Source organism: Streptomyces sp. NPDC001970 (assembly GCF_053594115.1).
This window is the reverse complement of sequence record NZ_JBSFDW010000004.1, coordinates 274,128-297,800: the sequence shown is the minus strand read 5'-3', so window position 1 is coordinate 297,800 and position 23,673 is coordinate 274,128. Positions and strand designations below refer to the sequence as shown.

General features: G+C 71.1%; 20 protein-coding genes and 1 pseudogene. 10 read left to right on the top strand and 11 right to left on the bottom strand.

Annotated features, from left to right (window positions below; genetic code table 11):
• Nucleotides 1-111 precede the first annotated feature (111 nt).
• The gene (locus tag ACWCP0_RS07990; RefSeq protein WP_451078003.1) at nucleotides 112-1,134 is read left to right on the top strand and encodes an SAM-dependent methyltransferase; all 1,023 of its coding nucleotides are present in this window, start codon (nucleotides 112-114) and stop codon (nucleotides 1,132-1,134) included.
• A gap of 95 nt (nucleotides 1,135-1,229) precedes the next feature.
• Nucleotides 1,230-1,394: pseudogene (locus tag ACWCP0_RS07985) on the top strand (MerR family DNA-binding transcriptional regulator); the annotation flags it as partial.
• A 112-nt stretch (nucleotides 1,395-1,506) separates the two neighbouring features.
• Here the strand turns inward: ACWCP0_RS07985 and ACWCP0_RS07980 are convergent.
• The 6 genes from ACWCP0_RS07980 to ACWCP0_RS07955 form a co-directional block, all read right to left on the bottom strand.
• The gene (locus tag ACWCP0_RS07980; RefSeq protein WP_451078002.1) at nucleotides 1,507-3,066 is read right to left on the bottom strand and encodes an APC family permease; all 1,560 of its coding nucleotides are present in this window, start codon (nucleotides 3,064-3,066) and stop codon (nucleotides 1,507-1,509) included.
• A 278-nt stretch (nucleotides 3,067-3,344) separates the two neighbouring features.
• On the bottom strand, nucleotides 3,345-4,817 hold the full coding sequence (locus ACWCP0_RS07975; protein WP_451078001.1) for an aldehyde dehydrogenase family protein: 1,473 nt from the start codon (nucleotides 4,815-4,817) through the stop codon (nucleotides 3,345-3,347).
• On the bottom strand, nucleotides 4,814-6,553 hold the full coding sequence (locus ACWCP0_RS07970; protein WP_451078000.1) for an N-acyl-D-amino-acid deacylase family protein: 1,740 nt from the start codon (nucleotides 6,551-6,553) through the stop codon (nucleotides 4,814-4,816). The genes ACWCP0_RS07975 and ACWCP0_RS07970 overlap by 4 nt, the downstream gene beginning before the upstream one ends.
• A 551-nt stretch (nucleotides 6,554-7,104) precedes the next feature.
• The gene (locus tag ACWCP0_RS07965) at nucleotides 7,105-8,226 is read right to left on the bottom strand and encodes an LLM class flavin-dependent oxidoreductase (protein ID WP_451077999.1); all 1,122 of its coding nucleotides are present in this window, start codon (nucleotides 8,224-8,226) and stop codon (nucleotides 7,105-7,107) included.
• 94 nt (nucleotides 8,227-8,320) lie between these two features.
• Nucleotides 8,321-9,073 carry an SDR family NAD(P)-dependent oxidoreductase gene (locus ACWCP0_RS07960; protein ID WP_451077998.1) on the bottom strand — a complete coding sequence of 251 codons (753 nt, stop codon included), beginning with the start codon at nucleotides 9,071-9,073 and terminating at the stop codon, nucleotides 8,321-8,323.
• A gap of 24 nt (nucleotides 9,074-9,097) precedes the next feature.
• Nucleotides 9,098-10,018, bottom strand: a complete 921-nt coding sequence (locus ACWCP0_RS07955) for an LLM class F420-dependent oxidoreductase (RefSeq protein WP_451077997.1) — start codon at nucleotides 10,016-10,018, stop codon at nucleotides 9,098-9,100.
• A 129-nt stretch (nucleotides 10,019-10,147) separates the two neighbouring features.
• Here ACWCP0_RS07955 and ACWCP0_RS07950 point away from each other — a divergent pair, with 129 nt between their 5' ends.
• Nucleotides 10,148-11,026 (top strand): tetratricopeptide repeat protein, encoded by an 879-nt coding sequence (locus ACWCP0_RS07950; protein ID WP_451077996.1) that lies wholly within the window; start codon nucleotides 10,148-10,150, stop codon nucleotides 11,024-11,026.
• A gap of 109 nt (nucleotides 11,027-11,135) precedes the next feature.
• Here ACWCP0_RS07950 and ACWCP0_RS07945 read toward each other — a convergent pair whose 3' ends face one another.
• Both ACWCP0_RS07945 and ACWCP0_RS07940 read right to left on the bottom strand, forming a co-directional pair.
• Nucleotides 11,136-11,411: a DUF2087 domain-containing protein gene (locus ACWCP0_RS07945; RefSeq protein ID WP_451077995.1), complete on the bottom strand. Its 276-nt coding sequence runs from the start codon at nucleotides 11,409-11,411 to the stop codon at nucleotides 11,136-11,138.
• Between the two features lie 66 nt (nucleotides 11,412-11,477).
• Complete coding sequence (locus ACWCP0_RS07940) at nucleotides 11,478-11,891, bottom strand: PaaI family thioesterase (protein WP_451077994.1); 414 nt, start codon at nucleotides 11,889-11,891, stop codon at nucleotides 11,478-11,480.
• Nucleotides 11,892-12,129: 238 nt separating this feature from the next.
• Between ACWCP0_RS07940 and ACWCP0_RS07935 the strand changes: the two genes are divergently transcribed.
• On the top strand, nucleotides 12,130-13,020 hold the full coding sequence (locus ACWCP0_RS07935) for a hypothetical protein (protein WP_451077993.1): 891 nt from the start codon (nucleotides 12,130-12,132) through the stop codon (nucleotides 13,018-13,020).
• 57 nt (nucleotides 13,021-13,077) lie between these two features.
• On the opposite strand, the gene ACWCP0_RS07930 is transcribed toward ACWCP0_RS07935, so the two are convergent.
• Nucleotides 13,078-14,304, bottom strand: coding sequence for an amidohydrolase family protein (locus ACWCP0_RS07930; protein ID WP_451077992.1), 1,227 nt, complete (start codon nucleotides 14,302-14,304; stop codon nucleotides 13,078-13,080).
• A gap of 158 nt (nucleotides 14,305-14,462) precedes the next feature.
• On the opposite strand from ACWCP0_RS07930, the gene ACWCP0_RS07925 reads away from it, so the two are divergent.
• Complete coding sequence (locus tag ACWCP0_RS07925; protein WP_451077991.1) at nucleotides 14,463-17,417, top strand: AfsR/SARP family transcriptional regulator; 2,955 nt, start codon at nucleotides 14,463-14,465, stop codon at nucleotides 17,415-17,417.
• A gap of 209 nt (nucleotides 17,418-17,626) precedes the next feature.
• Nucleotides 17,627-17,803, top strand: a complete 177-nt coding sequence (locus ACWCP0_RS07920) for a hypothetical protein (RefSeq protein WP_451077990.1) — start codon at nucleotides 17,627-17,629, stop codon at nucleotides 17,801-17,803.
• A gap of 187 nt (nucleotides 17,804-17,990) precedes the next feature.
• Here ACWCP0_RS07920 and ACWCP0_RS07915 read toward each other — a convergent pair whose 3' ends face one another.
• A complete protein-coding gene (locus tag ACWCP0_RS07915; protein ID WP_451077989.1) occupies nucleotides 17,991-19,553 on the bottom strand; it encodes a FadD3 family acyl-CoA ligase in 1,563 nt (520 codons plus the stop codon).
• A gap of 66 nt (nucleotides 19,554-19,619) precedes the next feature.
• On the opposite strand from ACWCP0_RS07915, the gene ACWCP0_RS07910 reads away from it, so the two are divergent.
• The 3 genes from ACWCP0_RS07910 to ACWCP0_RS07900 are packed head-to-tail and all read left to right on the top strand — an operon-like array spanning nucleotide 19,620 to nucleotide 21,995.
• The gene (locus ACWCP0_RS07910; RefSeq protein WP_451077988.1) at nucleotides 19,620-20,777 is read left to right on the top strand and encodes a lipid-transfer protein; all 1,158 of its coding nucleotides are present in this window, start codon (nucleotides 19,620-19,622) and stop codon (nucleotides 20,775-20,777) included.
• A gap of 1 nt (nucleotide 20,778) precedes the next feature.
• Entirely contained in the window at nucleotides 20,779-21,219 is a 441-nt protein-coding gene (locus tag ACWCP0_RS07905) for a Zn-ribbon domain-containing OB-fold protein (protein ID WP_451077987.1), read from the top strand.
• A complete protein-coding gene (locus ACWCP0_RS07900; RefSeq protein ID WP_451077986.1) occupies nucleotides 21,216-21,995 on the top strand; it encodes an enoyl-CoA hydratase/isomerase family protein in 780 nt (259 codons plus the stop codon). Before ACWCP0_RS07905 ends, ACWCP0_RS07900 begins: the two co-directional genes overlap by 4 nt.
• On the opposite strand, the gene ACWCP0_RS07895 is transcribed toward ACWCP0_RS07900, so the two are convergent.
• Entirely contained in the window at nucleotides 21,992-22,540 is a 549-nt protein-coding gene (locus tag ACWCP0_RS07895) for a hypothetical protein (RefSeq protein ID WP_451077985.1), read from the bottom strand. The two genes, ACWCP0_RS07900 and ACWCP0_RS07895, sit on opposite strands and share 4 nt — an antisense overlap.
• 151 nt (nucleotides 22,541-22,691) lie before the next feature.
• On the opposite strand from ACWCP0_RS07895, the gene ACWCP0_RS07890 reads away from it, so the two are divergent.
• Nucleotides 22,692-23,381, top strand: a complete 690-nt coding sequence (locus ACWCP0_RS07890; protein ID WP_451077984.1) for a hypothetical protein — start codon at nucleotides 22,692-22,694, stop codon at nucleotides 23,379-23,381.
• The last annotated feature ends 292 nt before the right edge of the window (nucleotides 23,382-23,673 follow it).

The window sequence follows — 23,673 nt, the reverse complement described above, 5'->3', positions numbered from 1 at the left end:
AAGCCCGGCCGGCAGGGATGATCCGTGTCGAGAGATCGCTGGACAGTGACGTAAGCGCTACTATGGGTACATAGTCATGATCTGTCACGATTTCCGATTTCTCCGGGCTCCATGGCAACAGGTTGGGTGATGGCGTTGATCGGGTCGAGCAAATCCCATGCCTACAAGGGCACGTCGTCCAAGGCGATCCGCCATCAGTACGACTTCCTGGGCGACTTCTACCGGCTGACGCTGGGGCCCGAACTCGTCTACTCCTACGGAATGTGGGAGAAGGGCGACACCCTCGAATCGGCACAGCTGCGCAAGCTCGACCACCACGCCGAGGCCGCGAACGCCGCGGGCGCCGACCGCGTGCTCGACGTCGGCTGCGGATGGGGCAGCCTCATGCAACGGCTGGTGGAGAATCACCACGTCGGTCACGTCGTCGGCATCACCATGAGTCCGGGGCAGGTCGCCTGGATCCGCGACCAGAACTGGCCTCGCTGCGAAGTGCGGACCGAGAACTGGTTCGACCATGTGCCGACAGCGCCCTACGACGCCATCATCGCCATCGAGGCGATCGAACACTTCGCGGGCAACAACATCCTGCGGGCCAAGCGCGTCGCCCGCTACCGCGAGTTCTTCGAGCGCTCCCACTCCTGGCTGCGCCCGGGCGGGCGCATGTCGTTGCAGTCCAACGCCTGGAACAGCCGTGGGTGGCTCGCGTCCCTGGTGCTGCCGGCGCGGCAACTGGCACCGCAGCACCCGCAGGGCGGTACGACGCGCAGCAGCAGTACGACGGCCAGCAGGAACGGGCACCTGGCCGTCAAGGACGTCTACGACGGGGTCCAGAACGTCCGCGAGGGCTTCCACGCATCGCGCAAGGTGTTCCCCGAGTGCTTTCTGCCGACCCTCGCCGAGCTCATCGACGCGAGCATCGGCATGTTCAAGCTCGTGGACGTGCGCAGTGACCCGGAGGACGGCGTGCGGACCCTGGAGAGCTGGCTGGAGCGGGCCGAGGCCAACCGGCGTCGGGGAACCGAACTCATCGGCGAGAGCGCGGTGTCCGACATCCTCAGGGAGCAGCGCACAGCGCTCAAGTTCATGCGCGAGCGGCGCTACACCGTGCTTCGCATGGTTCTCGAGAAGGTGTGACGCTCTACGTCCGCCCTGCGTCCGCACCCGCCGACCGCCGAGTAGCCGCTGACGGCCCTTGAACCTGCCGTGGCGGGAGGTCCCAGCGTGACCGCGTGACCGGACATCGATGGAGTATCGGCGAGGTGGCGCATGCGACCCGGCTGACCGTGCGCGCGCTCCACCACTACGACGAAATCGGCCTGGCCCGCGCGAGCGAACGCACCGCGTCCGGCCACCGCCGCTGCACCGAGGCGGATCTGCGACGGCTGTACCGGGTGGCGCGCTGCGCGGGCTCGGGCCGGCGTAACGGACATGCATCCGGGCCCGGCCCCCGAGGAAGGGGGCCGGGCCCGGACGCATGGCGTACTCAGCGGGAGGAAGGGGCGGCGGTCAGTCGGCGACGACCAGCGACGGGGTCTCCTTCGTCAGCACCTCGCCGCGGAAGAACGCCGGGCTGCGGCGCTGCATGATCACCATGATCACGCCGCCCAGGACCAGCAGGCCGACGCCGATGACGAAGACGGAGCCGACGCCGAAGACCGCGGAGCCCGAGCCGTAGGCCGGGTCCCACATGTCGTAGAGGGTCTTGCCGAAGACCGCCGCGAGCAGGATGCCGCCGAGGACCGGGAAGAGGCCCTTGAAGGCGAAGTCACGGGCGGAGCGGAAGAGCTCCCGGCGGAAGTACCAGGCGCAGGCGAAGGCGGTCAGCGCGTAGTAGAAGCAGATCATGAGGCCGAGCGCGTAGATCGTGTCGACCAGGACGTGCTCGCTGACCAGGGTCATGACCGTGTAGAACACGCCGGTGGCGACGCCCGCGACGACCGTGGCCCGGCCGGGGACCTTGAAGCGCGGGTGGACGTCCGAGAAGGACTTGGGCAGCGCCTCGTACGCGGACATCGCGAGCACCGTGCGGGCGACCGGGATGAACGTCGTCTGGAGGCTGGCCGCGGCCGAGGCGAGAACGGCGACGAAGAGCGCGACACCGAGGACCGGACCCATGACGGGTCCCGCGAGGGCGGCGAAGACGTTGTCGGAGGTGTCCGGGTTGGCGAGGCCGAGGCCCTTGTCACCCGAGCCGACGGCCATCTGCGCGGCGACACCGGTGGCGAGGTACGAACCGACCAGGACGACCATCGCGATGAGCGCGGCGCGGCCGGGGGTCTTTTCGGAGCCGGTCGTCTCCTCGTTGGTCGACAGACAGGCGTCCCAGCCCCAGTACATGAAGATCGACAGCGACAGTCCGGCGGTGAAGGCCGCGAAGGACTGGACCGCGAAGGGGTTCATCCAGGACCACGAGAAGTCCAGGCCGGTGTCGAAGGCTCCGCTGCCGGCCTTCTGGAGGGCCATGGCGACGAAGACGGCGAGAACGACGAGCTGGAGGCCGACGAGCGCGTACTGCACACGCTTCGTGGCGGTCATGCCGCGGTAGCTGATCGCGGTGGCGATGGCGATCAGGACGAGGCAGGTCAGGATGTGGACGGCCTTGTTGCCGTCCAGGGCGGCAAGCGACTCGCTGCCCGTGATCTCACCGGCGAGCAGCCAGAAGTAGGAGGTCGCGACGCCCGCGAGGTTGGAGAGCACGATGATCGTGGCGATCACGAGGCCCCAGCCGCACATCCAGCCGACGCGCGGGCCGAAGGCCTTCACCGTCCAGGTGAAGGAGGTGCCGGAGTCCGGCATCACCTTGTTGAGCTCGCGGTAGGCGAAGGCGACGAGAAGCATGGGCAGGAACCCGGCCAGGAACACGGCGGGCATCTGCAGGCCGACCTCGCCGGCCGTGGAGCCGAGGGTGGAGGTCAGGCAGTACACGGGGGCGACCGTCGAGATACCGATCACAGCACTGCCGAGGAGGCCGACGGAGTTCTTCTCCAGTCCCTTGGCCCGGACGCCCCCTCCAGGGCGTCCCCGTACCGTGTCTCCGGCCTGGGGCCGCATGTCCAGCTGAGTCATGAAGAGGACGTTAAGTGCTGCGGTTCCCGTATCCGGAAGCCTGAACTCCACTTCCTTCACCTTGGATATCGACAAGGAAAAGCAGAATCAACCGGCGATTGAAAGGGTGATTGAGGACCCGCCCGGGAGATTTCCAGGCACAGGTCAAGCAGTTCCGGAATGCGAAAACCGCAGCTGCGCCCGTTTTGCCCGTTTCTAAAATTTCCCGTCGGATTCATCCGCGGGCCGCCGGCCTCCTCGCCGGTGCCCGCCGCTCCGCTCCGGCCACCCGCTCGGGCTCAGCCTCCGGGCCACACGATCGCCTGCAGTTCGCTGTACGCGTGCAGGGCGTACGAACCCACGTCCCGGCCCACCCCGCTCTTCTTGAACCCCCCGAACGGCGCCTCCATGTTGCGGCCGATCGTGTTCACCCCGACCCCGCCGGCCCGCAGCCGCCGCGCCACCCGGAAGGCCCGGGCCGCGTCCCCCGACCAGACGTAGTCGATCAGCCCGTAGTCGCTGTCGTTGGCGAGCGCGATGCCCTCCTCCTCGTCGTCGAAGGGCACGACGACCACCACAGGGCCGAAGATCTCTTCCCGTACGACACGCATTTCGTTGGTGCAGTCGGCGAAGAGCGTCGGCGCCACGTAGAAACCGCGCGCGAAATCGGGGCGCTCCCCGCCCGCGACCAATCGCGCGCCCTCCTTCTTCCCCAGTTCGACGTACGACTCGATCCGGTCGCGATGCGCCGCGGAGATCACCGGGCCCACGACCGTGCCCCGCGCCGCCGGATCGCCGACCTTCATGAAGGCCAGGTAGCCCGTCAGCTTCTCGATCAGGCTGTCGTGGATCGCGCGCTGCGCGAGGACGCGCGTCGGTGCGGTGCAGATCTGGCCGCTGTAGAAGGCGAAGGTGGTGCCGATGCCCATGACCGCGGAGTCGAGATCGGCGTCGTCGAAGACGACCGCCGCGCCCTTGCCGCCCAGCTCCATCAGCTGCCGTTTCATCGCCCCGCCGCACACCTCGCCGATGCGCTGCCCGACGGCCGTGGAGCCGGTGAAGCTGACCATGTCGACGTCAGGGGAGTCGACGGCCGCCTCCCCCGGCTCCGTGCGGGAGCCGCTCACGACATTGACGACCCCCGGCGGCGCGCCCGCCTCCGCCAGCGCCTCGGCCATCCGGTACACGGACAGCGGGTCCTGCGGGGCGGGCTTCACCACGACCGTGTTGCCCATGGCGAGGGCGGGGGCGACCTTGCCGGCCGGATTCGCCCACGGGTTGTTGTACGAGGTGATGCAGGTGACCACGCCGACCGGGCGACGGGCGGCGAGCGCGCCGAAGATCCCGGCCTTCCCCATCGGGCCCGCCTCGTTGATCTGCGGCGGCAGCCCCTGCTCGACGGGCTCCAGCGCGCCCTTCGCGTACCGCCGGAAGCGGGAGACACCGACCGCGACCTGCATGCCGCGCGCCGTCCCGGTCGTCGCGCCGGTCTCTGCGCGGGCGAGCTCCGCGTAGGTGTCGAACTCACGCTGGATCACGTCCGCGGCCCGGTCCAGAATCGCCGCACGCTCCTCCGGGGCGGTGCCGGACCAGGACGCGAAGGCCTCCCGGGCGGCTGCCGCGGCCTCGTACACCTGGTCGCGGCTCGCCTCGGGCGCGAGGCCGACGACCTCCTCGGTCGCCGGGTCGACGACCTCGTAGTGGCCGCCGTCCGGCTCGACCCACTCCCCTCCTATGTACAGCCGCTGCCCGGCGGGCCCGTCGGCGCTCACCTGGTGCTCACCGTCCTGGTGTCGAGGCCCGAGCGCAGCACCTTGCCCGGGACCGCGCCCGTGATCTCGTCGTCGCGCACGGTCTCGACGCCGTTGACGCGTACGGACACGATCCCGACCGCCCGCGAGTCGAGCCGCGGGCTGTCCCCCGGCAGGTCGTGGACGAGGGTGGCCGGGCCCGCGTCGATCCGCTCCGGGTCGAGGAGCACCAGGTCGGCGTGGAAGCCCTCGACGATCCGGCCGCGCTCACGCAGGCCGAAGAGCTGCGCCGGGTCGTCGGTGAGCATCTTCACCGCCTCCTCGAGGGAGGCGAGCCCGCGTCCGCGCAGACAGTCCCCGATGAAGCGCGTGGTGTACGGCGCCCCGCACATCCGGTCCAGGTGTGCGCCCGCGTCGGAGCCGCCGAGCATGACGTCCTCGTGCTGCCAGGTCTCGGCACGCAGGGTCCAGCTGGCCGGGTCGTTGTCGGTGGGCATCGGCCACAGGACCGTGCGCAGGTCGTCGTTGGCGCAGATCTCGACCAGGCACTGGAAGGGGTCCTGGCCGCGCTCGGCCGCGATGTCGTTCACGACCCGGCCGCTCAGGCCCTCGTTCTCCGCGCTGTACGTGTCGCCGATGACGTACCGGCCGAAGTGGGCCAGGCGCCGGAAGACGCCCGCCTCCTTGGAGTCGGCGCGGCGCAGCATCTCGGCGCGGACCGCAGGTTCGCGGAGCTTCGCGATCCGCTCCGGGACGGGCAGGCCCAGGATCTCGCCCCACCCCGGGATGAGGTTGAGTGCGCAGAAGGTGCCGAGCGACATGTTCATGGGGGTGAGGATCGGCATGGTGAGCGCGACGATCCGGCCGCCGGCCTTGCGGGCGCGTTCGCTCGGGACCAGCTGGCGCGGTACGCGTTCGGGTACGGCGGCGTCGACGGTGAGCACGTTCCAGTTGAGCGGGCGGCCCGCGGCGGCGCTCATCTCGACGAAGAGGTCGATCTCCTCGTCCGAGAACTGGTCGAGGCAGCCCGCGACGATCGCCTCGAGCTGGGTGCCCTCGTGCTCGGCGACGGCGCGGGAGAGGGCGAGCAGTTCGGCGGGCTCGGCGTGGCGGGAGGCGACGGGCTGTCCGTCACCGTCCGAGTGGGTGGACGACTGGGTGGTGGACAGACCCCAGGCTCCGGCGTCCATCGCGTCGTGCAACAGCCGCACCATGGCGTCGAGCTGCTCGGGTGTGGGCCGGCCACCGACCGCGTCCGGGCCCATGACGTGCCGGCGCAGGGCGCAGTGGCCCACCATGAAGCCCGCGTTGACGGCGATGCGGCCGTCGAGGGCGTTCAGGTACTCGCCGAAGGTGTGCCAGTTCCAGGGCGCGCCCTCTTCGAGCGCGACCAGGGACATTCCCTCGACCTTGGACATCATGCGGCGGGTGTAGTCGGCGTCCTCGGGGCGGTCCGGGTTGAGCGGCGCGAGCGTGAATCCGCAGTTGCCACCCGCGACGGTGGTCACGCCGTGGTTCATGGAGGGCGTGGCGTACGGGTCCCAGAACAGCTGGGCGTCGTAGTGCGTGTGAGGGTCGACGAAGCCGGGCGTGAGGACGAGCCCGGTCGCGTCCTCGCTCGTCGTGGCGTCCTCGGTGACGGTGCCGGGCTCGGCGATGACGGCGATGCGGCCGTCGCGGAGGCCGACGTCCGCGGTGTAGGCGGGGGCGCCGGTGCCGTCCACGACGGTGGCGCCCTTGATCAGGTGGTCCAGCATGGGTGGCGTCCCTTTCGTCACTCGTCGGGTGCCCCGGTCGGAGGCCTCCGCGGCTGGCCGCAGCCGCGGAGACCTCCGGCCGGGCGGTGCGAACGGCGATCCGGGAAGACGCCGCCCGCGGTTTGTGGGGATGGGGCCTTTCCCCCACCCCGCCCCTTCCCGAACCGGGGCTCGCCCCAGGCCCCAGGGCCCGCCGGGCCTGACCGGTACCGCATGGTGAGCCGGGGTGTCCGTCCTCGAACGCCGGACGGGCTGCGTCACACCGGCACCGCACGGTCGGCCCGCGTGTCCGTCCTCGAACGCCGGACGGGCTGTGTCGTCAGCCCCGTCGGCGCGCGGGGTTCGGGGCGGAGCTCCAGGACGGGAAGGGGCAGGGCGGTGGGGTGGGGTGGGGAAAGGCCCGCCGCATGCGCCCCCACGGCCGGGCCGGGGCCGGCCCGAGTCGGGCGCCGGTGCCGGGCTCGGAGCCGGGTGAGGCCGGGGGGCCGGCGTCGGGTCGGAGGTCCGTGTCCCGACCAGGGAGCCCGGAGGCCCGGGGGCCGAGCCCACGGTCAGGCGGCCTCGCGGAAGCGGGTCGTCCGGTGGACCGGATCCGTGTCGATCTTCGGGATCACGTGTTCGCCGAGGAGCTTGATGGTGTTCATCGTGTCCTCGTACGACACCCCCGTCGGCAGCCCGAACGACAGCTGGTCCGCCCCCGACCGCTCCCACCGCTTGCACTGCGCGAGCACCTCGGAGGGGTCACCGCAGATCATCAGCTCCTCGGCGATCAGCAGCTCGATGATCTCGGCGTTGTACGCGGGGAGCAGTTCGGGCCACTGCGGGATGACCTCGGGCCGCGGGAAGGTGTCGTGGTAGCGGAAGACCAGCGACTGGAACCGGTTCAGATTGGCGTCGACGGCGATCTCGACCGCCTTGTCGTGGGTCTCGGCGCAGATCGCGGTCGAGGTGACCATGACGTTGTCGTTGACGAAGGCACCGATGGCCTTCGCCTCCTGGATCGCGGTCTTGTACTCCTCCAGCACCCACTCCATGTCGGAGACCTTCTGGACGCTGAAGCCGAGGACGCCCAGGCCCTTCCTGGCGGCCATCGCGTACGAGGAGGGGGAGCCGGCGGCGTACCACATGGCCGGGTGGGCCTTGCCGTACGGCTTGGGGAAGACCTTGCGCGGGGGCAGCGACCAGTGCTTGCCCTGGAACCCCTCGTACTCCTCCTGGAGGAACATCTTGGGGAACTCGGCGATGGTCTCTTCCCAGATCTCCTTGGTGTGGTTCATGTCCTCGATGCCGGGAAGGAAGCCGAGGATCTCGTGGCTGCCCGCACCGCGTCCGGTGCCGAACTCGAACCGCCCCTGGGAGAGGTGGTCGAGCATGGCGACCTTCTCGGCCACCTTGACGGGGTGGTTGACCTGCGCGAGAGGGTTGAAGATGCCCGAGCCGAGGTGGATGCGCTCGGTGGCGTGCGCGAGGTAGCCGAGGAAGACCTCGTTCGCCGACAGGTGCGAGTACTCCTCCAGGAAGTGGTGCTCGGAGGCCCAGGCGTACTTGAAGCCCGACTTGTCGGCCTGGATGACGTACTCGGTCTCCTCGATCAGCGCCTTGTGCTCTGCCTCGGGGTCGACCTTGGACCGCGCCTCAGGCACGTATCCCTGCACAAAGAGACCGAATTCCAAGGGGGTTCACCGCCCTTCTTTTTCTGACGCATCGTCAGATCGATGCGACAGACTGTTCCACCGTGCGCCCGGGCCGTCAATAGCTGACGATCCGTCAGAGAACGCTGATTCCCGCCAGCCAGCCACCGTCGATGACGAACGGCTGGCCCGTGATGTAGGAGGAGTCGTCGCTGGACAGGAACAGGGCCAGCCGCGCCACCTCCTCCGGCTGCCCGGCCCGCCCCAGCGGCACGAGCTTCCGGTAGACCTCGTCCACCTCCTCCGGGTCCGCGCCCCCCGGATTGCTCATCGGGGTGTCGACGGCACCCGGGCAGACCGCGTTGACCCGGATCTTCTTCGGCGCCAGCTCCATCGCGGCCACCCGGGTCAGGCCGAGGATGGCGTGCTTGGTCGCCGCGTAGGCGCCGACGTAGGTCATGCCGGTGAGTGCGGTGTACGAGGCGGTGTTCACGATCGTGCCGCCGCCCGCCGCCTCGATCTCGGGGGCGACGGACTTGATGCCCAGGAAGGCGCCGATCTGGTTGACCTGGATGATCTCCTGGAACTCCTCCAGCGGGGTGCTCACCAGCTCGTTGAAGCGCAGGATGCCGGCGTTGTTGACCAGGCCGTCGATGTGGCCGAAGGCGTCCTTCGCCGCGCCGACGGCGGCGGCCCACCCGGCCTCCTGGCTCACGTCGAGGTGGACGTAGTGCCCGCCGATCTCCTTGGCGACCGCCTCGCCCTGGTCGTCGAGGACGTCCGCGAGGACGACCTTCGCCCCTTCGGAGGCGAAGAGCCGGGCCTCCTGCTCGCCCTGACCGCGTGCGGCGCCCGTGATGAGGACGACCCGTCCGTCCAGCTTCCCCATGCCACTCTCCTCGGTTCGGGTACGTCAGTTCAGGTGTGGTGCGACGTCGGCGGCGAAGGCCGTCATCTGATCGGTGAGTTCGGTGCGGCTCCGGCTGCGGAAGCGCACCTGGATCTGGTCCACTCCCATCGCGCCGTACGCGCGCAGCGACTCGGCGAGCGCGTCCGGTTTGCCGGCGAGCGTGCGGCGGCCGACGTCCCAGGAGGCGTCGCCGACGTACAGCGGCTCGGTGATCGCGCCGATCTCCACGGGGTCGGTGACCCCCGCCTCCTCGCGCAGCGCCCTGAGCCTCGCGATCTGGCCCGGGAGCCGGTCGCGCGGATCGCCCTGCGGCAGCCATCCGTCGGCCTTGAGCGCGGCCCTGCGCACGGCGGCGGGCGAGGAGCCGCCGACCCAGATGGGCACACGGGCCTGCGCGGGCCGGGGCTTCTGCCCGAGCCCCTCGAAGGCGAACCGCTCCCCCGCAAAGCTCGGGAACTCCTCCGGCCCGAGCGCCGCCCTGAGCGCGTCGATCGTCTCGTCGAGCACGGGCCCGCGCCGCTCGAAGTCCACCCCGAGCGCGTCGAACTCCTCGCGTACGTGACCGGCGCCGACGCCGAGGACCAGACGGCCGGAGGAGAGGTGGTCGAGGGTCGCGTACTGCTTGGCGGTGAGAAGCGGATGGCGCAGTCCCACGACGGCGACATGACTGAGGAGCCGGACGCGCTCGGTGATCGCGGCGAGGAAGGAGAGCGTGGCGACGGGGTCGTACCAGACGGTCGACATCGCGGCGGCGAGCCGGTGCGGAATGGCCACATGGTCGCAGGACGCGAGATAGTCGAAGCCCGACCGGTCGGCGGTGCGGGCGATCTCGACGAGGTCGCCGGGGCCGGCGGTGGCCTCCCAGGGCTCGGCGTAGATGGTGCTCTGCGACTGGACCGGGAGCTGCATCCCGAAGACCACCATGATCCATCCCCTTGATCTGACGTTCCGTCATATTCGATGGGCCACCATGGTCTTGGCTGACGCTCCATCAGACAAGAGGTGTGCGGGGTGCGGGTGTCCGGCTTTCCGGGGCTGCCTAGAGTGCTCCCCATGAGCCACCCGCACCTCATCCCGCCCACGGACGCCCCCGAGCCGCGTCCCGTCCCCGAGCTTCTGGCCTCGGCCGAGCGCGCCGCGGCGGACGGCGACTGGATCGCGGCGGGTCGCGCCTGGGTGGAGGCCGCGATGCAGGCGAGCCTCGAAGGGGCGAACCAGGCATCACGGACGGCCGCTCCTCGACTGAGACCCCTCGCGGACGCGGGCTCGGCGGATGCGGCGGCGTTGCTGGCCGGGATCCTTCTGGAGTACTACGAGGAGTCCGCGCTGCCGACGGCCGTGCGGTACGCGGAGGCGGCGGCCACGGCGGGGCACCCTGCGGGGCAGCGCACGTACGGCTTCATGCTGGTCAACGGCCAGGGTGTGGAGAAGGACGAGGATCGGGCGGCGGAGCTGTTCCGCGCGGCCGCCGAAGGCGGTGACGCCTACGGAATGTTCAATCTCGCCGCGACACTCGACAGCGACGCCGACGGCGACGAGGAGCTGCGGCTGCTGGCCGGCGCCGCCGGTCTCGGTGTCACCGAAGCCGGCTGCGCCCTCGGTGACCGCCTCGGTGCGGTGGACCGGGACGAGGAGGCCCTGGCCTGGTACCTGTGGGCGGCGGAGCGCGGCGAGACGAACGCCATGTACGCGGCGGCCTGCTGGTACCGCGACGGCTTCGGCACCGCGACCGACCCGGTGCAGGCCGTCCGCTGGTTCTTCACCATGTACGGGCACGGCGACGGAAACGGCATCCACGACGCCGTCGAACTGGCCGAGCAGGGCATGACGGACGAGCAGATCCGCGAGGCCGGCCGTCTCGCGGGCGAACCGGGCTCGGCGGAGGCCCTCATCGACACGGTCGCGGGCAAGCGCCCTCAGGACCAGGCGTGACCCCTGCCCGCGGGCGCACCGCACCGGCGTAACGACTGCCCGCGACTTACCGGCCCGGCATCACCCCAACCCGCGGGCGCCCCGCACGGGCGTCAGCCGTGAGGGCCGGCTACCGCACGCGCCGGTAACTGCTGCCGTCCCTCGTCCGGGACAGCATGCCCCCCACGACCAGGTAGCGCCGCAGGGCCGAGCAGTCCTCGTGCACCGTGAGCAGCGCCTCGTTGACCTCGCGCTCGGTGTAGGCGCGGTCCGGCTCGAAGAGGGTCTCCGCGAGGTGCACGAGCAACTGCTCGCGACGGGCCGGCTTCCGGGGGATCGCCGTCAGCCGGCCGTGGGAGAAGAGGGCGGCCACGCTGTGCGCACCGCTGGATCCGTTGTCGGGCATGCCCGGGAGCCTCGCAGCAGGGTGGCCTGCGGGGCAAAGGATTTTGAGGGCCCGAGGGCCCGGGATTCAGCCCAGCAGCGCGTACACCGTGGAGGCGCGGGCCGCGGGCTCGTCCGTGCCCTCCGCCGTCATGGTGATGTCCGCGAAGGCCATGCGCTTGCCCAGTTTGGAGATACGGGCGTCAACCAGGACGTCCGCGCCGGTCACCGCACGCTGGAAGGTGGTCGACTGCTGGACCGTCGTCATCGGGACGAAGGCGCCGCGGGCCGCGGAGACGGCGATCACGGTCGCCGTGTCGGCCGCGGCCATCAGCGCCTGACCGGAGAGCGCGCCACCCTCGCGGGCGAGCCGGTCCGACCAGGGCAGGCGCAGGACGGCGTGGAGTCCGGCCGTCTCGACGACGGTCAGGCCGAGGTCGAGCACCCACGGGGCGAAGTTGTCGGCGAGGATCTTGTCGGCTTCAGCGAGCGAGAGCGTCATGGGCCGATGGTGGGGCCGCCCGCGCCCCGGTGTCCACGTGCGGACGGCCCGAATGCCGACGCCGCGGCCCTCGAATGTCCACGTCATGCCAGGAATGGCCGCGCCCGGTCCGCAATGGCCGCGGCCTGTCCCGGGCGTGTCTCAGGGGCGTAACCGGGTGAGGGGGCCACGGACCCCGCCCCGTACCTCGTGGCGAAGGCTCCGGGGGGTCCGGAGCGAATGACGCGAGGAGAGCCCGATGTTCAACAAGCGCTTCGGAATGATCGCCAGTGCCGCCGCTGCCGGTGCCCTGCTGCTGACCGCCTGCAACGGCGACGGCTACGGGACCGACGCCGCCGCCCCGAACACCTCGGCGGCCGCCGAGCAGGCCGGCGGGACGCAGAACCTCGACTTCCTGAGCGGTACCGCGCAGCAGAACAAGGCGCAGCCCAAGACCGGAGACTGGGCCAACGGCCCCGGCAGGCCCGCGACCCGGCCGGTCGCGAAGAAGTGGGTCCAGCTGAGCGCCGCCAGGGCGGGGAACCTGAACCCCGTCGTGGTCAACGGCGCGGGCTTCACCCTCTACCGCTTCGACAAGGACACCGCGGACCCGTCGAAGTCCGCCTGCAACGGCGAGTGCGCCACCACCTGGCCGCCCGTGGTCGTCGCACCCGGCGGCAAGATCTTCATCGACGGGGTGAAGAAATCCGACGTCGGGGTCGTCAAGCGGGACGACGGCAACCTCCAGGTGACGATCGGCGGCTGGCCGGTCTACCGGTTCAGCAAGGACCTCGAGCCCGGTGACACCAACGGGCAGGGTGTCGGTGGCACCTGGTTCGGCGTGACGCCGAACGGCCAGAAGGCCGGCGGGGGCCAGGCCGACAGCGGAGGCGAAGGTACGGGGAAGCCCGCCACCAGCGTCACGCTGTCCGACGAGAAGAACTTCGGCGACCCGTCCGAGGGCCTCGCCGGCTCCGGCTGCCGGAACGTCGGCCGTGACAACCTCGCCTCGTCCCTCCAGGCCTCCGGCTCGCTGAAGATCTGGTCCGAGAAGGACTGCAAGGGCAGGTCCCAGGTCGTGAGCGGCAACGTCGCCGATCTGGCCGGCATCGGCTTCGACAACGCCGTCTCGTCGGTCTTCCTCGGCTGACCGTGCGGCGACGAGGCCGCGGCCCCCCACCGGGGGCCGCGGCCTCGTCATGTCGCGTCACGCCCCCGGGCCGGCCCAGAGCCCCTCGGGGGTCAGCCCCAGCAGCTCGATCGCGTTCCCGCGCACGATCCGTTCCACCACGTCCGGCGCCAGATGCCCCATCTGGGACTCCCCGACCTCCCGCGACTTGGGCCAGGTGGAGTCGGAGTGCGGGTAGTCGGTCTCGTACAGGACGTTCCCGACGCCGATCGCGTCCAGGTTCCGCAGCCCGAAGGCGTCGTCGAAGAAGCAGCCGTGGACGTGCTCGGCGAAGAGCTCGGAGGGCGGCCGCAGGACCTTGTCCGCGACTCCGCCCCAGCCGCGGTTCTCCTCCCAGACCACGTCCGCGCGCTCCAGGATGTACGGGATCCAGCCGATCTGCCCCTCCGCGTACATGATCCTCAGCTTCGGGAAGCGCTCGAACTTGCCGCTCATCAGCCAGTCGACCATCGAGAAGGAGCAGTTGGCGAAGGTGATGGTCGAGCCGACGGCCGGCGGGGCGTCCGCGGACGTCGACGGCATCCGCGACGAGGAGCCGATGTGCATGGCGACGACCGTGCCGGTCTCGTCGCACGCCGCGAGGAAGGGGTCCCACGCGTCGGTGTGGACGGACGGCAGGCCCAGGTGCGGAGGTATCTCGGAGAACGCCACCGCCCGCACGCCGCGCGCCGCGTTGCGCCGGACCTCGGCGGCGGCGAGCTCCGCGTCCCACAGGGGGACGAGCGTCAGCGGGATCAGCCGGCCCTGCGCCTCGGGCCCGCACCACTCCTCGACCATCCAGTCGTTGTACGCCCGGACCCCTAGCAGCCCGAGCTCGCGGTCCTTCGCCTCGGTGAAGGTCTGCCCGCAGAAACGCGGGAAGGTGGGGAAGCAGAGCGCCGACTGGACGTGGTTGACGTCCATGTCCGCGAGCCGGTCGGGCACGGAGAACGAACCCGGCCGCATCTGTTCGTACGTGATGACCTCGAGCCTGATCTCGTCCCTGTCGTAGCCGACCGCGGTGTCGAGGCGGGTGAGCGGCCGGTGCAGGTCCTCGTACACCCACCAGTCCCCGATCGGCCCGTCGTCGCCCGGGGCGCCCATGACCGGGGCGAACTTCCCGCCCAGGAAGGTCATTTCCTTCAGCGGCGCCCGGACGACGCGCGGGCCGGTGTCCTGGTACTTCGACGGGAGCCGGTCCCGCCAGACGTGGGGCGGCTCCACCGTGTGGTCGTCCACCGAGATGATCTTCGGGAAGGTCTCCATGCGTACCACGGTAGCGCCGATCTGACGATCCGTCAGCTCTCTGTTCGGCTGCCTGAAAGGACCGAACCCGCAGATCCTGTGCAGAGCGTCACCCATTGCTGACGAGCCAGGCCCCCACAAGGCAGACTGTCCGGGGCGATACCGGCGAGGGGGAAGCTATGGACCGTGAGAACGGGCCCTCCGCACCGACGCGCGTTCCGGAGCAGCGGACTCCGATGCGGCACGGCGGCAGCGGCCTGCGCTTCAGCGTGCTCGGACCCGTGCGCGCCTGGGGCGACGGCGAGGCCCTGCCCACCGGGTCACCGCAGCAGCGCGCGCTGCTGGCGGCGCTGCTGCTGCGCGAAGGGCGCACCGCCACGGCCGCCGAGCTGATCGACGCCATCTGGGGCGAGGAGCCGCCCTCGCAGGCGCTCGCCGCGGTACGGACGTACGCGTCGCGGCTGCGCAAGGCCCTCGGCCCCGGCGCCCTGGTCAGCGAATCCGGCGGATACGCCGTCCGCACGCCGCCCGACGCGCTCGACCTGCACACCGCACAGGAGCTCGTCGCCGAGGCCGAGAAGGCCCGCGCGGGCGGCGACCGCCGCCAGGCGCGCGTACTGATCAACAAGTCCCTCGGGCTGTGGGACGGCGAGGCTCTCGCGTCCGTGCCCGGCCCGTACGCCGAGTCCCAGCGGGCCCGGCTGGAGGAATGGCGGCTCCAGCTCCTGGAGACCCGACTGGAGATGGACCTCGACGTCGGCTGCCACGCGGAGGCCGTGTCCGAGCTGACCGCGCTCACGGCCGCGCACCCGCTGCGGGAGCGGCTGCGCGAGCTGCTGATGCTCGCGCTGTACCGCAGCGGGCGGCAGGCCGAGGCCCTCGCCGTCTACGCCGACACGCGGCGCCTCCTGGCCGACGAGCTCGGCGTCGACCCGCGCCCCGAGCTGTCCCGGCTCCAGCAGCGCATCCTCCAGGCCGACGTGGAACTGGCCCGTCCGGTCGAGGAGCCCGCGCCCAGCGCCCCGCAGGTCACCCGACCCGCCCAACTCCCGGCCACCGTACCCGACTTCACCGGGCGCGCCGCCTTCGTACGGGAACTGGGCGACCAGCTCGCCACCGCCGAGGGCTCGGTGATGGCCGTCTCCGCGCTCGCGGGCATCGGCGGCGTCGGCAAGACCACGCTCGCCGTGCACGTCGCCCACGCGGCCCGGCCGCAGTTCCCCGACGGACAGCTGTACGTCGACCTCCAGGGCGCGGGCGCTCGGGCCGCGGAGCCGGAGACGGTGCTCGGGGCCTTCCTGCGGGCGCTCGGCACTGCGGACTCGGCGATTCCGGACTCGCTCGACGAGCGGGCGGCGCTGTTCCGTTCCTTGCTGGACGGCCGCCGCGTCCTCGTCCTCCTCGACAACGCCCGCGACGCGGCCCAGGTCCGCCCGCTGCTGCCCGGCACGGCCGGCTGCGCCGCCCTGATCACCAGCCGCGTCCGCATGGTCGACCTGGTGGGCGCGCACCTGGTGGACCTGGATGTGATGTCCCCGGAGGAGGCGCTCCAGCTCTTCACCCGGATCGTCGGCGCGGAGCGGGTCTCGGCGGAGCGGGAGGCCGCCCTGGACGTGGTCGCCGCGTGCGGCTTCCTCCCGCTCGCCATCCGCATCGCCGCCTCACGTCTGGCGGCCCGCCGCACCTGGACGGTCTCGGTGCTGGCGGCGAAGCTGGCGGACGAGCGCCGCCGCCTCGACGAGCTCCAGGCGGGCGACCTCGCGGTCAAGGCCACCTTCGAACTCGGCTACGGCCAACTGGAACCGGCCCAGGCCCGCGCCTTCCGCCTCCTCGGCCTCGCCGACGGCCCGGACATCTCCCTGGCCGCGGCCTCCGCCGTCCTCGACCTGCCGCCCCAGGAGACGGAGGATCTCCTGGAGGCCCTGGTCGACACCTCCCTGCTGGAGTCGGCGGCACCGGGGCGGTACCGGTACCACGACCTCGTACGGCTCTACGCGCGTGCATGCGCGGACGAGCAGCCGCCGACGGAGCGGGAGGCGGCGCTGTCGCGGCTGCTGGACTTCTATCTGGCGACGGCGGCGCGGGTGTTCGCCATCGAGCGTCCTGGCGACCGGCTGGTGGACCATCTCGAGTCGACGGCGTACGAGGGTCTGGTCTTCGCCGACCGGCACGAGGCGCTGGACTGGCTGTACACGGAGGCGAACAGCCTGCTGGCCTGCGCACGGCAGGCGCTCGTCCCCGAGCGGCTGCGGCGTGCGGTGGACCTGCTGTGGGCGGCGAAGGACCTCGGCGAGTCAGGCGCCAACTCCAAGCAGTACGCATCGGCCGCCCTGGCCGCCCGCGAGGCCGCCCAGGCGACGGGCGACCGCCACGCCGAGGGCCGCTCCCGGACAGTCCTCACCAACGTCCACCTGGTCGCGGGCCGTTACGCCGAGGCGGACGAGGAGGCGCGCAACGCCAGGGAACTGGCGGGGGCGACGGGGGACGCTGCGCCGGTGTACTGGGCGGACAACGACCGGGGGATCATCGCCGCCAGCCGTGGATGCCTGGAAGAAGCCGAGGAGCACCTGCTCAAGGCCGCGGACGGCTCGCGCGCGGATGGAAACCTGCCCGGAGCCGCGAGCGCCTTGTGCAACCTTTCCCGTGTTCACCAGTTGATGGGCCGTACCGCCAGCGCCATCGAACTCGCCCAGCAGGGCGTGGACCTCTACGCACGCATCGGAAGCACCCTGCGCCTGGCCAACGGTCGGTACGCCCTCGGCGTGGCCCTCACCCAGGCGGGCCGCCATGCCGACGCGCTTGAACAGCTGTCCGACGCCTTGGAGATGTTCATCAAGGATCGTCAGCGCCTCTGGGAGGGGACGACGCACTTCCGCATCGCCCAGGCCCATCTCACGGCACAGCGGCCGGCAAGCGCCGCGCAGCACGCCGAACAGGCCCTCGCGACGGGCTGCATCGGAGGCGACAAGATTCGGGGTGACGTGCTCACCGTGCTGGGCAGGGCGCTCGACGCACTCGGTCAGATCGACCGCGCCCAAGCGTGCTGGCGCGAAGGACTCACCCTCTACGAGCAGGTGGGCACAGGCGATGCCGACGCCGTGAGGGCGTTGCTGAGCCTGCGCGCCCGCGCCTGAGCGCTCGCGCGCGTCCGCGTTCAGCATTCGTTTATGCCTGCCCGGCACTCTCTACCTATCGATCCGTCGCATCGGGGGGCAGACGGGTCGCCAGGGCGCTCATCGCTAAGGTGAGCGGTCCAGATGCGCCCGTTCGGCGGTCCTCGGGGGAGTCGCCGAACGGGCGCCATCCGTAGTCCACAGCCCAACGCACAGGGGAGTCAGCGGATATGAGCGACGCCGAGAAGATCGAAGAGATCGTCACCATGGGTGACAACCACATGCCCACCCCGCCCAAGGACGGCGGCGCCACGACCCAGGGTGACAACCACATGCCCACCCCGCCCAAGGACGGCGGCGCCACGACCCAGGGTGACAACCACATGCCCACCCCGCCCAAGGACTAGGACTCACATCCGACGGGGTGCGGCCGCGGCGGCGCGGAGGGGGAGCCGCCGCGGCCGCGGCATGTCGAGTCTGCACGGCTTCGAACGCCTAGGCATCCGCCGGGTGCGCGAGCAGACATCCACGAAGCCTTCTGAGCCACTCGGAGTTCGGGCCGGACCGGCGCAGGACGGGTTCGTTCTCCCGTTGTCAGCCCCGGCGCGCCCGCAACTCCGTCTTCAGCACCTTCCCGCTAGCGTTCCGCGGCAGCTCCGTCACGAACTCGACCGACCTCGGCACCTTGTAGTTCGCCATCTCCCGCCGCGACCAGGCGATCAGGTCGTCCGCGGTCAGCGTGGCGCCCGGCCGCCGGACCGCGTACGCCTTGCCGACCTCGCCGAGCCGGCCGTCCGGGATGCCGATGACCGCCACGTCCGCGATGTCCGGGTGCAGACCCAGGAGCTGCTCTATCTCCGCCGGGTACGCGTTGAAGCCGCCGACGATGAACATGTCCTTGATCCGGTCGGTGATGCGAAGGTTGCCCGCCTCGTCCAGGACGCCCACGTCGCCCGTGCGGAGCCAGCCGTCCGCGTCGAGGACCTTCGACGTCTCCTCCGGGTCCTCGAAGTAGCCGCGCATGACGTTGTGGCCGCGGACCAGGACCTCGCCCGGTTCGCCGGGACCTGCGGAGAGGACGCGGACCTCGGTGCCGGGGATGGCGCGGCCCGAGGTGGCGGCGATCACCGAAGGAGCGTCGCCACGGCGGCACATCGTCACGATGCCGGACGCCTCGGAGAGGCCGTACGCCGTCAGCACCGTGGCGATGTGGAGTTCGGTGCGCAGGCGCTCGACGAGACGCAGCGGGACGACCGCAGCGCCGGTGACGACCAGCCGCAGCGCCGACAGGTCGTGGGTGTCGCGCGCCGGGTGGTCGAGGAGGGACTGGTGCAGGGTCGGCGGGCCCGGGAGGACGGAGATGCGCTCGGAGGCGATGTTCGCCAGGACCGTGTCCACGTTGAAGACGGGCTGCGGGACCATCGTCGCGCCCCGCATCAGGCAGGCGATGATGCCCGCCTTGTAGCCGAAGGTGTGGAAGAAGGGGTTCACGATGAGATAGCGGTCGCCCTCCCGCAGCCCCGCCAGCTCGCTCCAGACGTCGTAGCAGCGCAGCGTCTGCGCGTGGGTGATCACCGCGCCCTTGGGCGCGCCCGTCGTGCCCGACGTGAAGATGATGTCGGAGGGGGCCGAGGAGGCGATCGCGTCCGCCCTGGCCAGTACGTCGGCGGCCGAGACGGAATCACCGCCCGCCAGGAAGTCCTTCCACGTCCGGTAGTCCTCCGGCGCGCTGTACGCCAAGACCACCACCTGTTCCAGATGCGGCAGTTCCACCTCGGCCCGGCGCAGCGACGCCACGTACGACGTGCCGAGGAACGTGCCCGTGATGAAGAGCAGCTTCGCGCGGGAGCGTTCGAGGACGTACGCGGCCTCCGTCCCCTTGAAGCGGGTGTTGAGCGGCACGAGCACCGCCCCGGCCGACACCGCCCCGAGCGCGGAGACGATCCAGTCCAGCGTGTTCGGCGCCCAGACCGCGACCCGGTCGCCCGGTTCCACGCCCGCCGCGATGCACGCCGCCGCCGCGCGCTCGACGCGATCGCCGAGCTCGGCGTACGAGACGCGCGTACGGCCTTCGACGACGGCCTCCCGCTCCCCGTACCGTTCCGCGGCACTCCGTACCAGCCTCGGGATGGAGCCCCACTCCAGGTCGCCGCGCATCGCTGATCCTCCCGTCGTCGGACGCAGTAGCTGACTGTCCGTCAGATTAGCTGTACCCTCGCCCGCATGGCGAGCCTCAAGAGCCTCAAGGACGCGACAGCGATAGCCGGGATAGGGCAGACCCCCTTCGCGAAGCACCTTCCCGAATCCGAGAAGACCCTGGCCTGCCGGGCCGTCCTCGCCGCGCTCGACGACGCCGGCATCGCCCCCGCCGAGGTCGACGGCTTCGCCTCGTACACGATGGAGGAGACCGACGAGGTCGAGGTGGCCAAGGCCATCGGCGCGGGGGACGTCACCTTCTTCAGCAAGGTGGGGTACGGCGGCGGCGGCTCCTGCGCCACCGTCGCGCACCTCGCCACCGCCATCGCGACGGGGCAGGCGAGCGTGGGCGTGGCGTGGCGGTCGCGGAAGCGGGGCTCGGGCCCGCGGCCGTGGAAGAACACCGCCGTGCAGCTGCCGACCCCCGGCCAGTGGACGCGGCCCTTCGGGCTGCTGCGGCCGGCCGACGAGATCGGCATGCTCGCCCGGCGCTACATGCACGAGTACGGCGCCACCCGCGACCATCTCTTCAACGTCGCCCTCGCCTGCCGCAACCGCGCCAACCAGAACCCCTCCGCGATCATGTACGAGCGGCCGCTGACCCGCGAGATGTACATGACCGCCCGCTGGATCAGCGAGCCGCTCTGCCTCTTCGACAACTGCCTGGAGACCGACGGCGCGCTCGCCTGTGTGATCGTCTCCGCCGAGCGGGCCCGCGACTGCCGGCGCACACCCGTGTACGTGCACTCCGTCGCCCAGGGCCTGCCCGCCCAGCACCACGGCATGGTCAACTACTGGAACGACGACCCGCTCACCGGCCCCGCCTGGACCGCAGCCCGACAGCTGTGGAAACAGGCCGACTTCGGGCCCCAGGACGTCGATGTCGCCCAGATCTACGACGCGTTCACGCCGCTCATCCCGCTCTCCCTGGAGGGCTACGGCTTCTGCGGGCGCGGCGAGGGCGCGGCGTTCACCGAGGGCGGCGCGCTGGAGATCGGCGGACGGCTGCCCATCAACACCGGGGGCGGCGGGCTCAGCGAGGCGTACGTCCACGGCTTCAACCTCATCAACGAGGGCGTGAAGCAGCTGCGTGGCACGAGCACCGCTCAGGTGCCGGACGCCGCCACCTGCCTGGTGACGGCGGGCGAAGGCGTTCCCACATCGGCCGTACTGCTGAGGAGTTGAGATGCCCGGAGATCTGCTGACACCGGTCGTCGACGAGGACGGCGCCCCGTTCTGGGACTACGCCGCCCGGGGCGAGCTGCGCATCCAGGCCTGCTCCGGCTGCGGCGAACTGCGCTTCCCGCCCCGCCCGTGCTGCCCGCGCTGCCAGTCGTTCGACAGCGAGTGGCGGTGCATGAGCGGACGCGGCCGGATCTGGTCGTACGTCCTCCCCCATCCGCCGCTCCTGCCCGCCTACGCCGAGCAGGCCCCCTACAACGCCGTCGTCGTCGAACTCGCCGAGGCGCCGCACATCCGGCTCGTCGGCAATGTGGTGGCCGCCCCGGACGCCGCGCTGAACTCGGTCGACCCGGCACGGCTGCGGATCGGGGCGGCCGTGAAGGTGGCGTTCACCCGGCTCACGGACGGCACGACCGTGCCGCGCTGGCTGCTGGAGCGCGCATGAGCAGCATCCGGGTGGAGACCGACAAGGACACCGGGGTCGCCGTCGTCACCCTCGACCGCCCCGGCAAGCACAACGCGATCGACCTGGCGATGGCGCACGAACTGGGCCGTATCTGGCGGGGGTTCAGATACGACGACACCGTGCGGGCCGCAGTGGTCACCGGCGCGGGGACGCGCGCCTTCTGCACCGGGATCGACCGCGGTGCCGAGGTGCCGCAGCCCTCGTCCCCGTACTCGATCGACGATCCGCTGCTCACGATCGGCCCCAAGGCGAACGACCTGTGGAAACCCGTCATCGCGGCGGTCCGCGGGCTGGCCTGCGGCGGGGCGTTCTATCTGCTCGGCGAGGCGGAGTTCGTGATCGCCGCCGAGGACGCGGAGTTCTTCGATCCGCATACGACGTACGGCATGGTCAGCGCGTACGAGTCCGTCCACATGGCGATGCGGATGCCGTTCGGGGAGGTGGCCCGGATGGCACTCATGGGGACGGCCGAGCGAGTATCGGCCCGGCGGGCGTACGAGACGGGCCTGGTCAGCGAGGTGACGGCACCCGGCGACGAGGTCGCCGCCGCGATACGGTGCGCGGGCGTGATCGCGTCGTACCCGACGGAGGCCGTGCAGGGAACGGTACGGGCCGTCTGGGCGGCGAAGGAGGCCGCGCGGGCCCATGCCCTGGCCCATGCCCCGCACCTGATCGCGCTCGGGAACCTGCCGCCGGAGCGGCAGGCCGAGCTGTTCGCGGGCGGGCGGGGCAGGGGCGAGCACCGGGTGCGTTAGGGGGAGGCGGTGCGGGTCGCGCTGACGACCTCGCACTCCCTGAACTCGAGCCCCTTGCCGGAGCCGGTGTAGGGGGCGCTCGCCTCCGTGAAGTAGTGGTCTTTCGCGGCGACCGTCACATCGTCGAACTTCGCGACGAGAGGTACCTCCGGGTCGTCGCCCTGGAAATGCAGCGTGATGTCGTAGGTCTGGTCCACCGGGGTCTCGTTCTTGATCAGGAGCTGACCCCGGACGTCGGTCTCGGCGCGGTTGATGGAGCAGTACTTGATCTCCACGTCGCTCTTGGCGTCGACGGCGCCGGTCGGGCCGCTGTACGTGGGCTCGTCCGTGGCGTCACTGCCGCCGGAGACCGACCCGCCGCTCGTGCCGATGTCGAGGTCGTCGTCATCGTCGGAGTGGCTGCCACCGGTGGTGCTGCCTCCGCTGGTGGAGGTGCTGGAGCTGCTGTCGTTGTCGCAGCCACCGCCGCGGGAACCGCGGGCACCGGTCAGCGTGATCAGGACAAGGCCGACAACGGCGATCGCACGGACATGGCGCTTCTTCACTGTTCAACCCCCCGTTGAAAGCGTGAGTATGGCGAAAAGCAGCCCCTGTTTGACGGGCGCACGACACCATACAGGGCAACGGAACCGCCCAGAAGCGCAGTCGCGGACCCGCACCACCGGGCGTAGCGTCTGCTGCGAGAGGAGGCCGGGAATGGTGCGCAACGTCATCGGCTCGGTGCTCGCTCTCGCCGGAGCGACGGCCGCCGTACGGAGCCCCTTCCGTGCCTGGTACGACGGCCGTCACGGCAGCGACTACCGCGTTCAGGACCTGTTCCGAGGGATCACCGACGCCGAGGCGACGATCGCGACGTCGATCCTCCTCCCCTTCGTATTCGCGGCGCTGGTCACCCTGATGGGGGTGATGCTGCGCTCGCGGTGGCTGGTGTGCCTGGCCGGGTTGGTCGTGCTCGGCTTCACGATCCTGTGGACGGTGCGCCAGGGGCAGGCGGTGGGCAGTCTGACCGTCGGCGGTGACGGGCCGACCCTGGGTGACGGGGTGGCGAACGCGCTGGGGGGCGGGGTGCTGCTGTTGCTGGGGGCGGTGGTGATGAGTGGGCGGGCGCCGAGAGTCGAGAGGGTCGAGGAGCCCGAGCCCTGGCCCTGGCCCGGACCCGGACCCGGATCCGAACCCCAACCCGAGCCCTGGCCCGAGCCCGGGTATCCGCCCGCGGGCGAGGGGGCATCGCCGTACGGATGGGCGCCGGGGCCGAATGACACCCAGCGGCTGCCGACGTACCCGACGTATCCGGGGGATCCCTCGGCGCGGCGGCGTCCACGCCCCGACCCGTACGGCGCGGGCCCTGAGCGGGATCCGTTCCGGGACGAGGGCCGGCAGCCGTAGCACGCCTGCGGCGGGCCTTCTCCCCGCCCCGCCCCTCCCCGAACCGGGGCTCCGCCCCGGACCCCGTTTGCGAGGGCTCCGCCCCCGCACCCCCGCGCCTCGATCTCCCCCTACGCCCTGGCGGGCGTGGGGGAACGGGCACACACATCCAGGCCGACCGGCGACTGAGGACGGACACCCCGGCCGACCGGCGATACCGGCCACACACATCCAGCCCGACCGGCGATCGAGAACGGACACCCGGGCCACCAGCCCGATACCCGGACACCCAAACCCGACCAGCGCCTGAGAA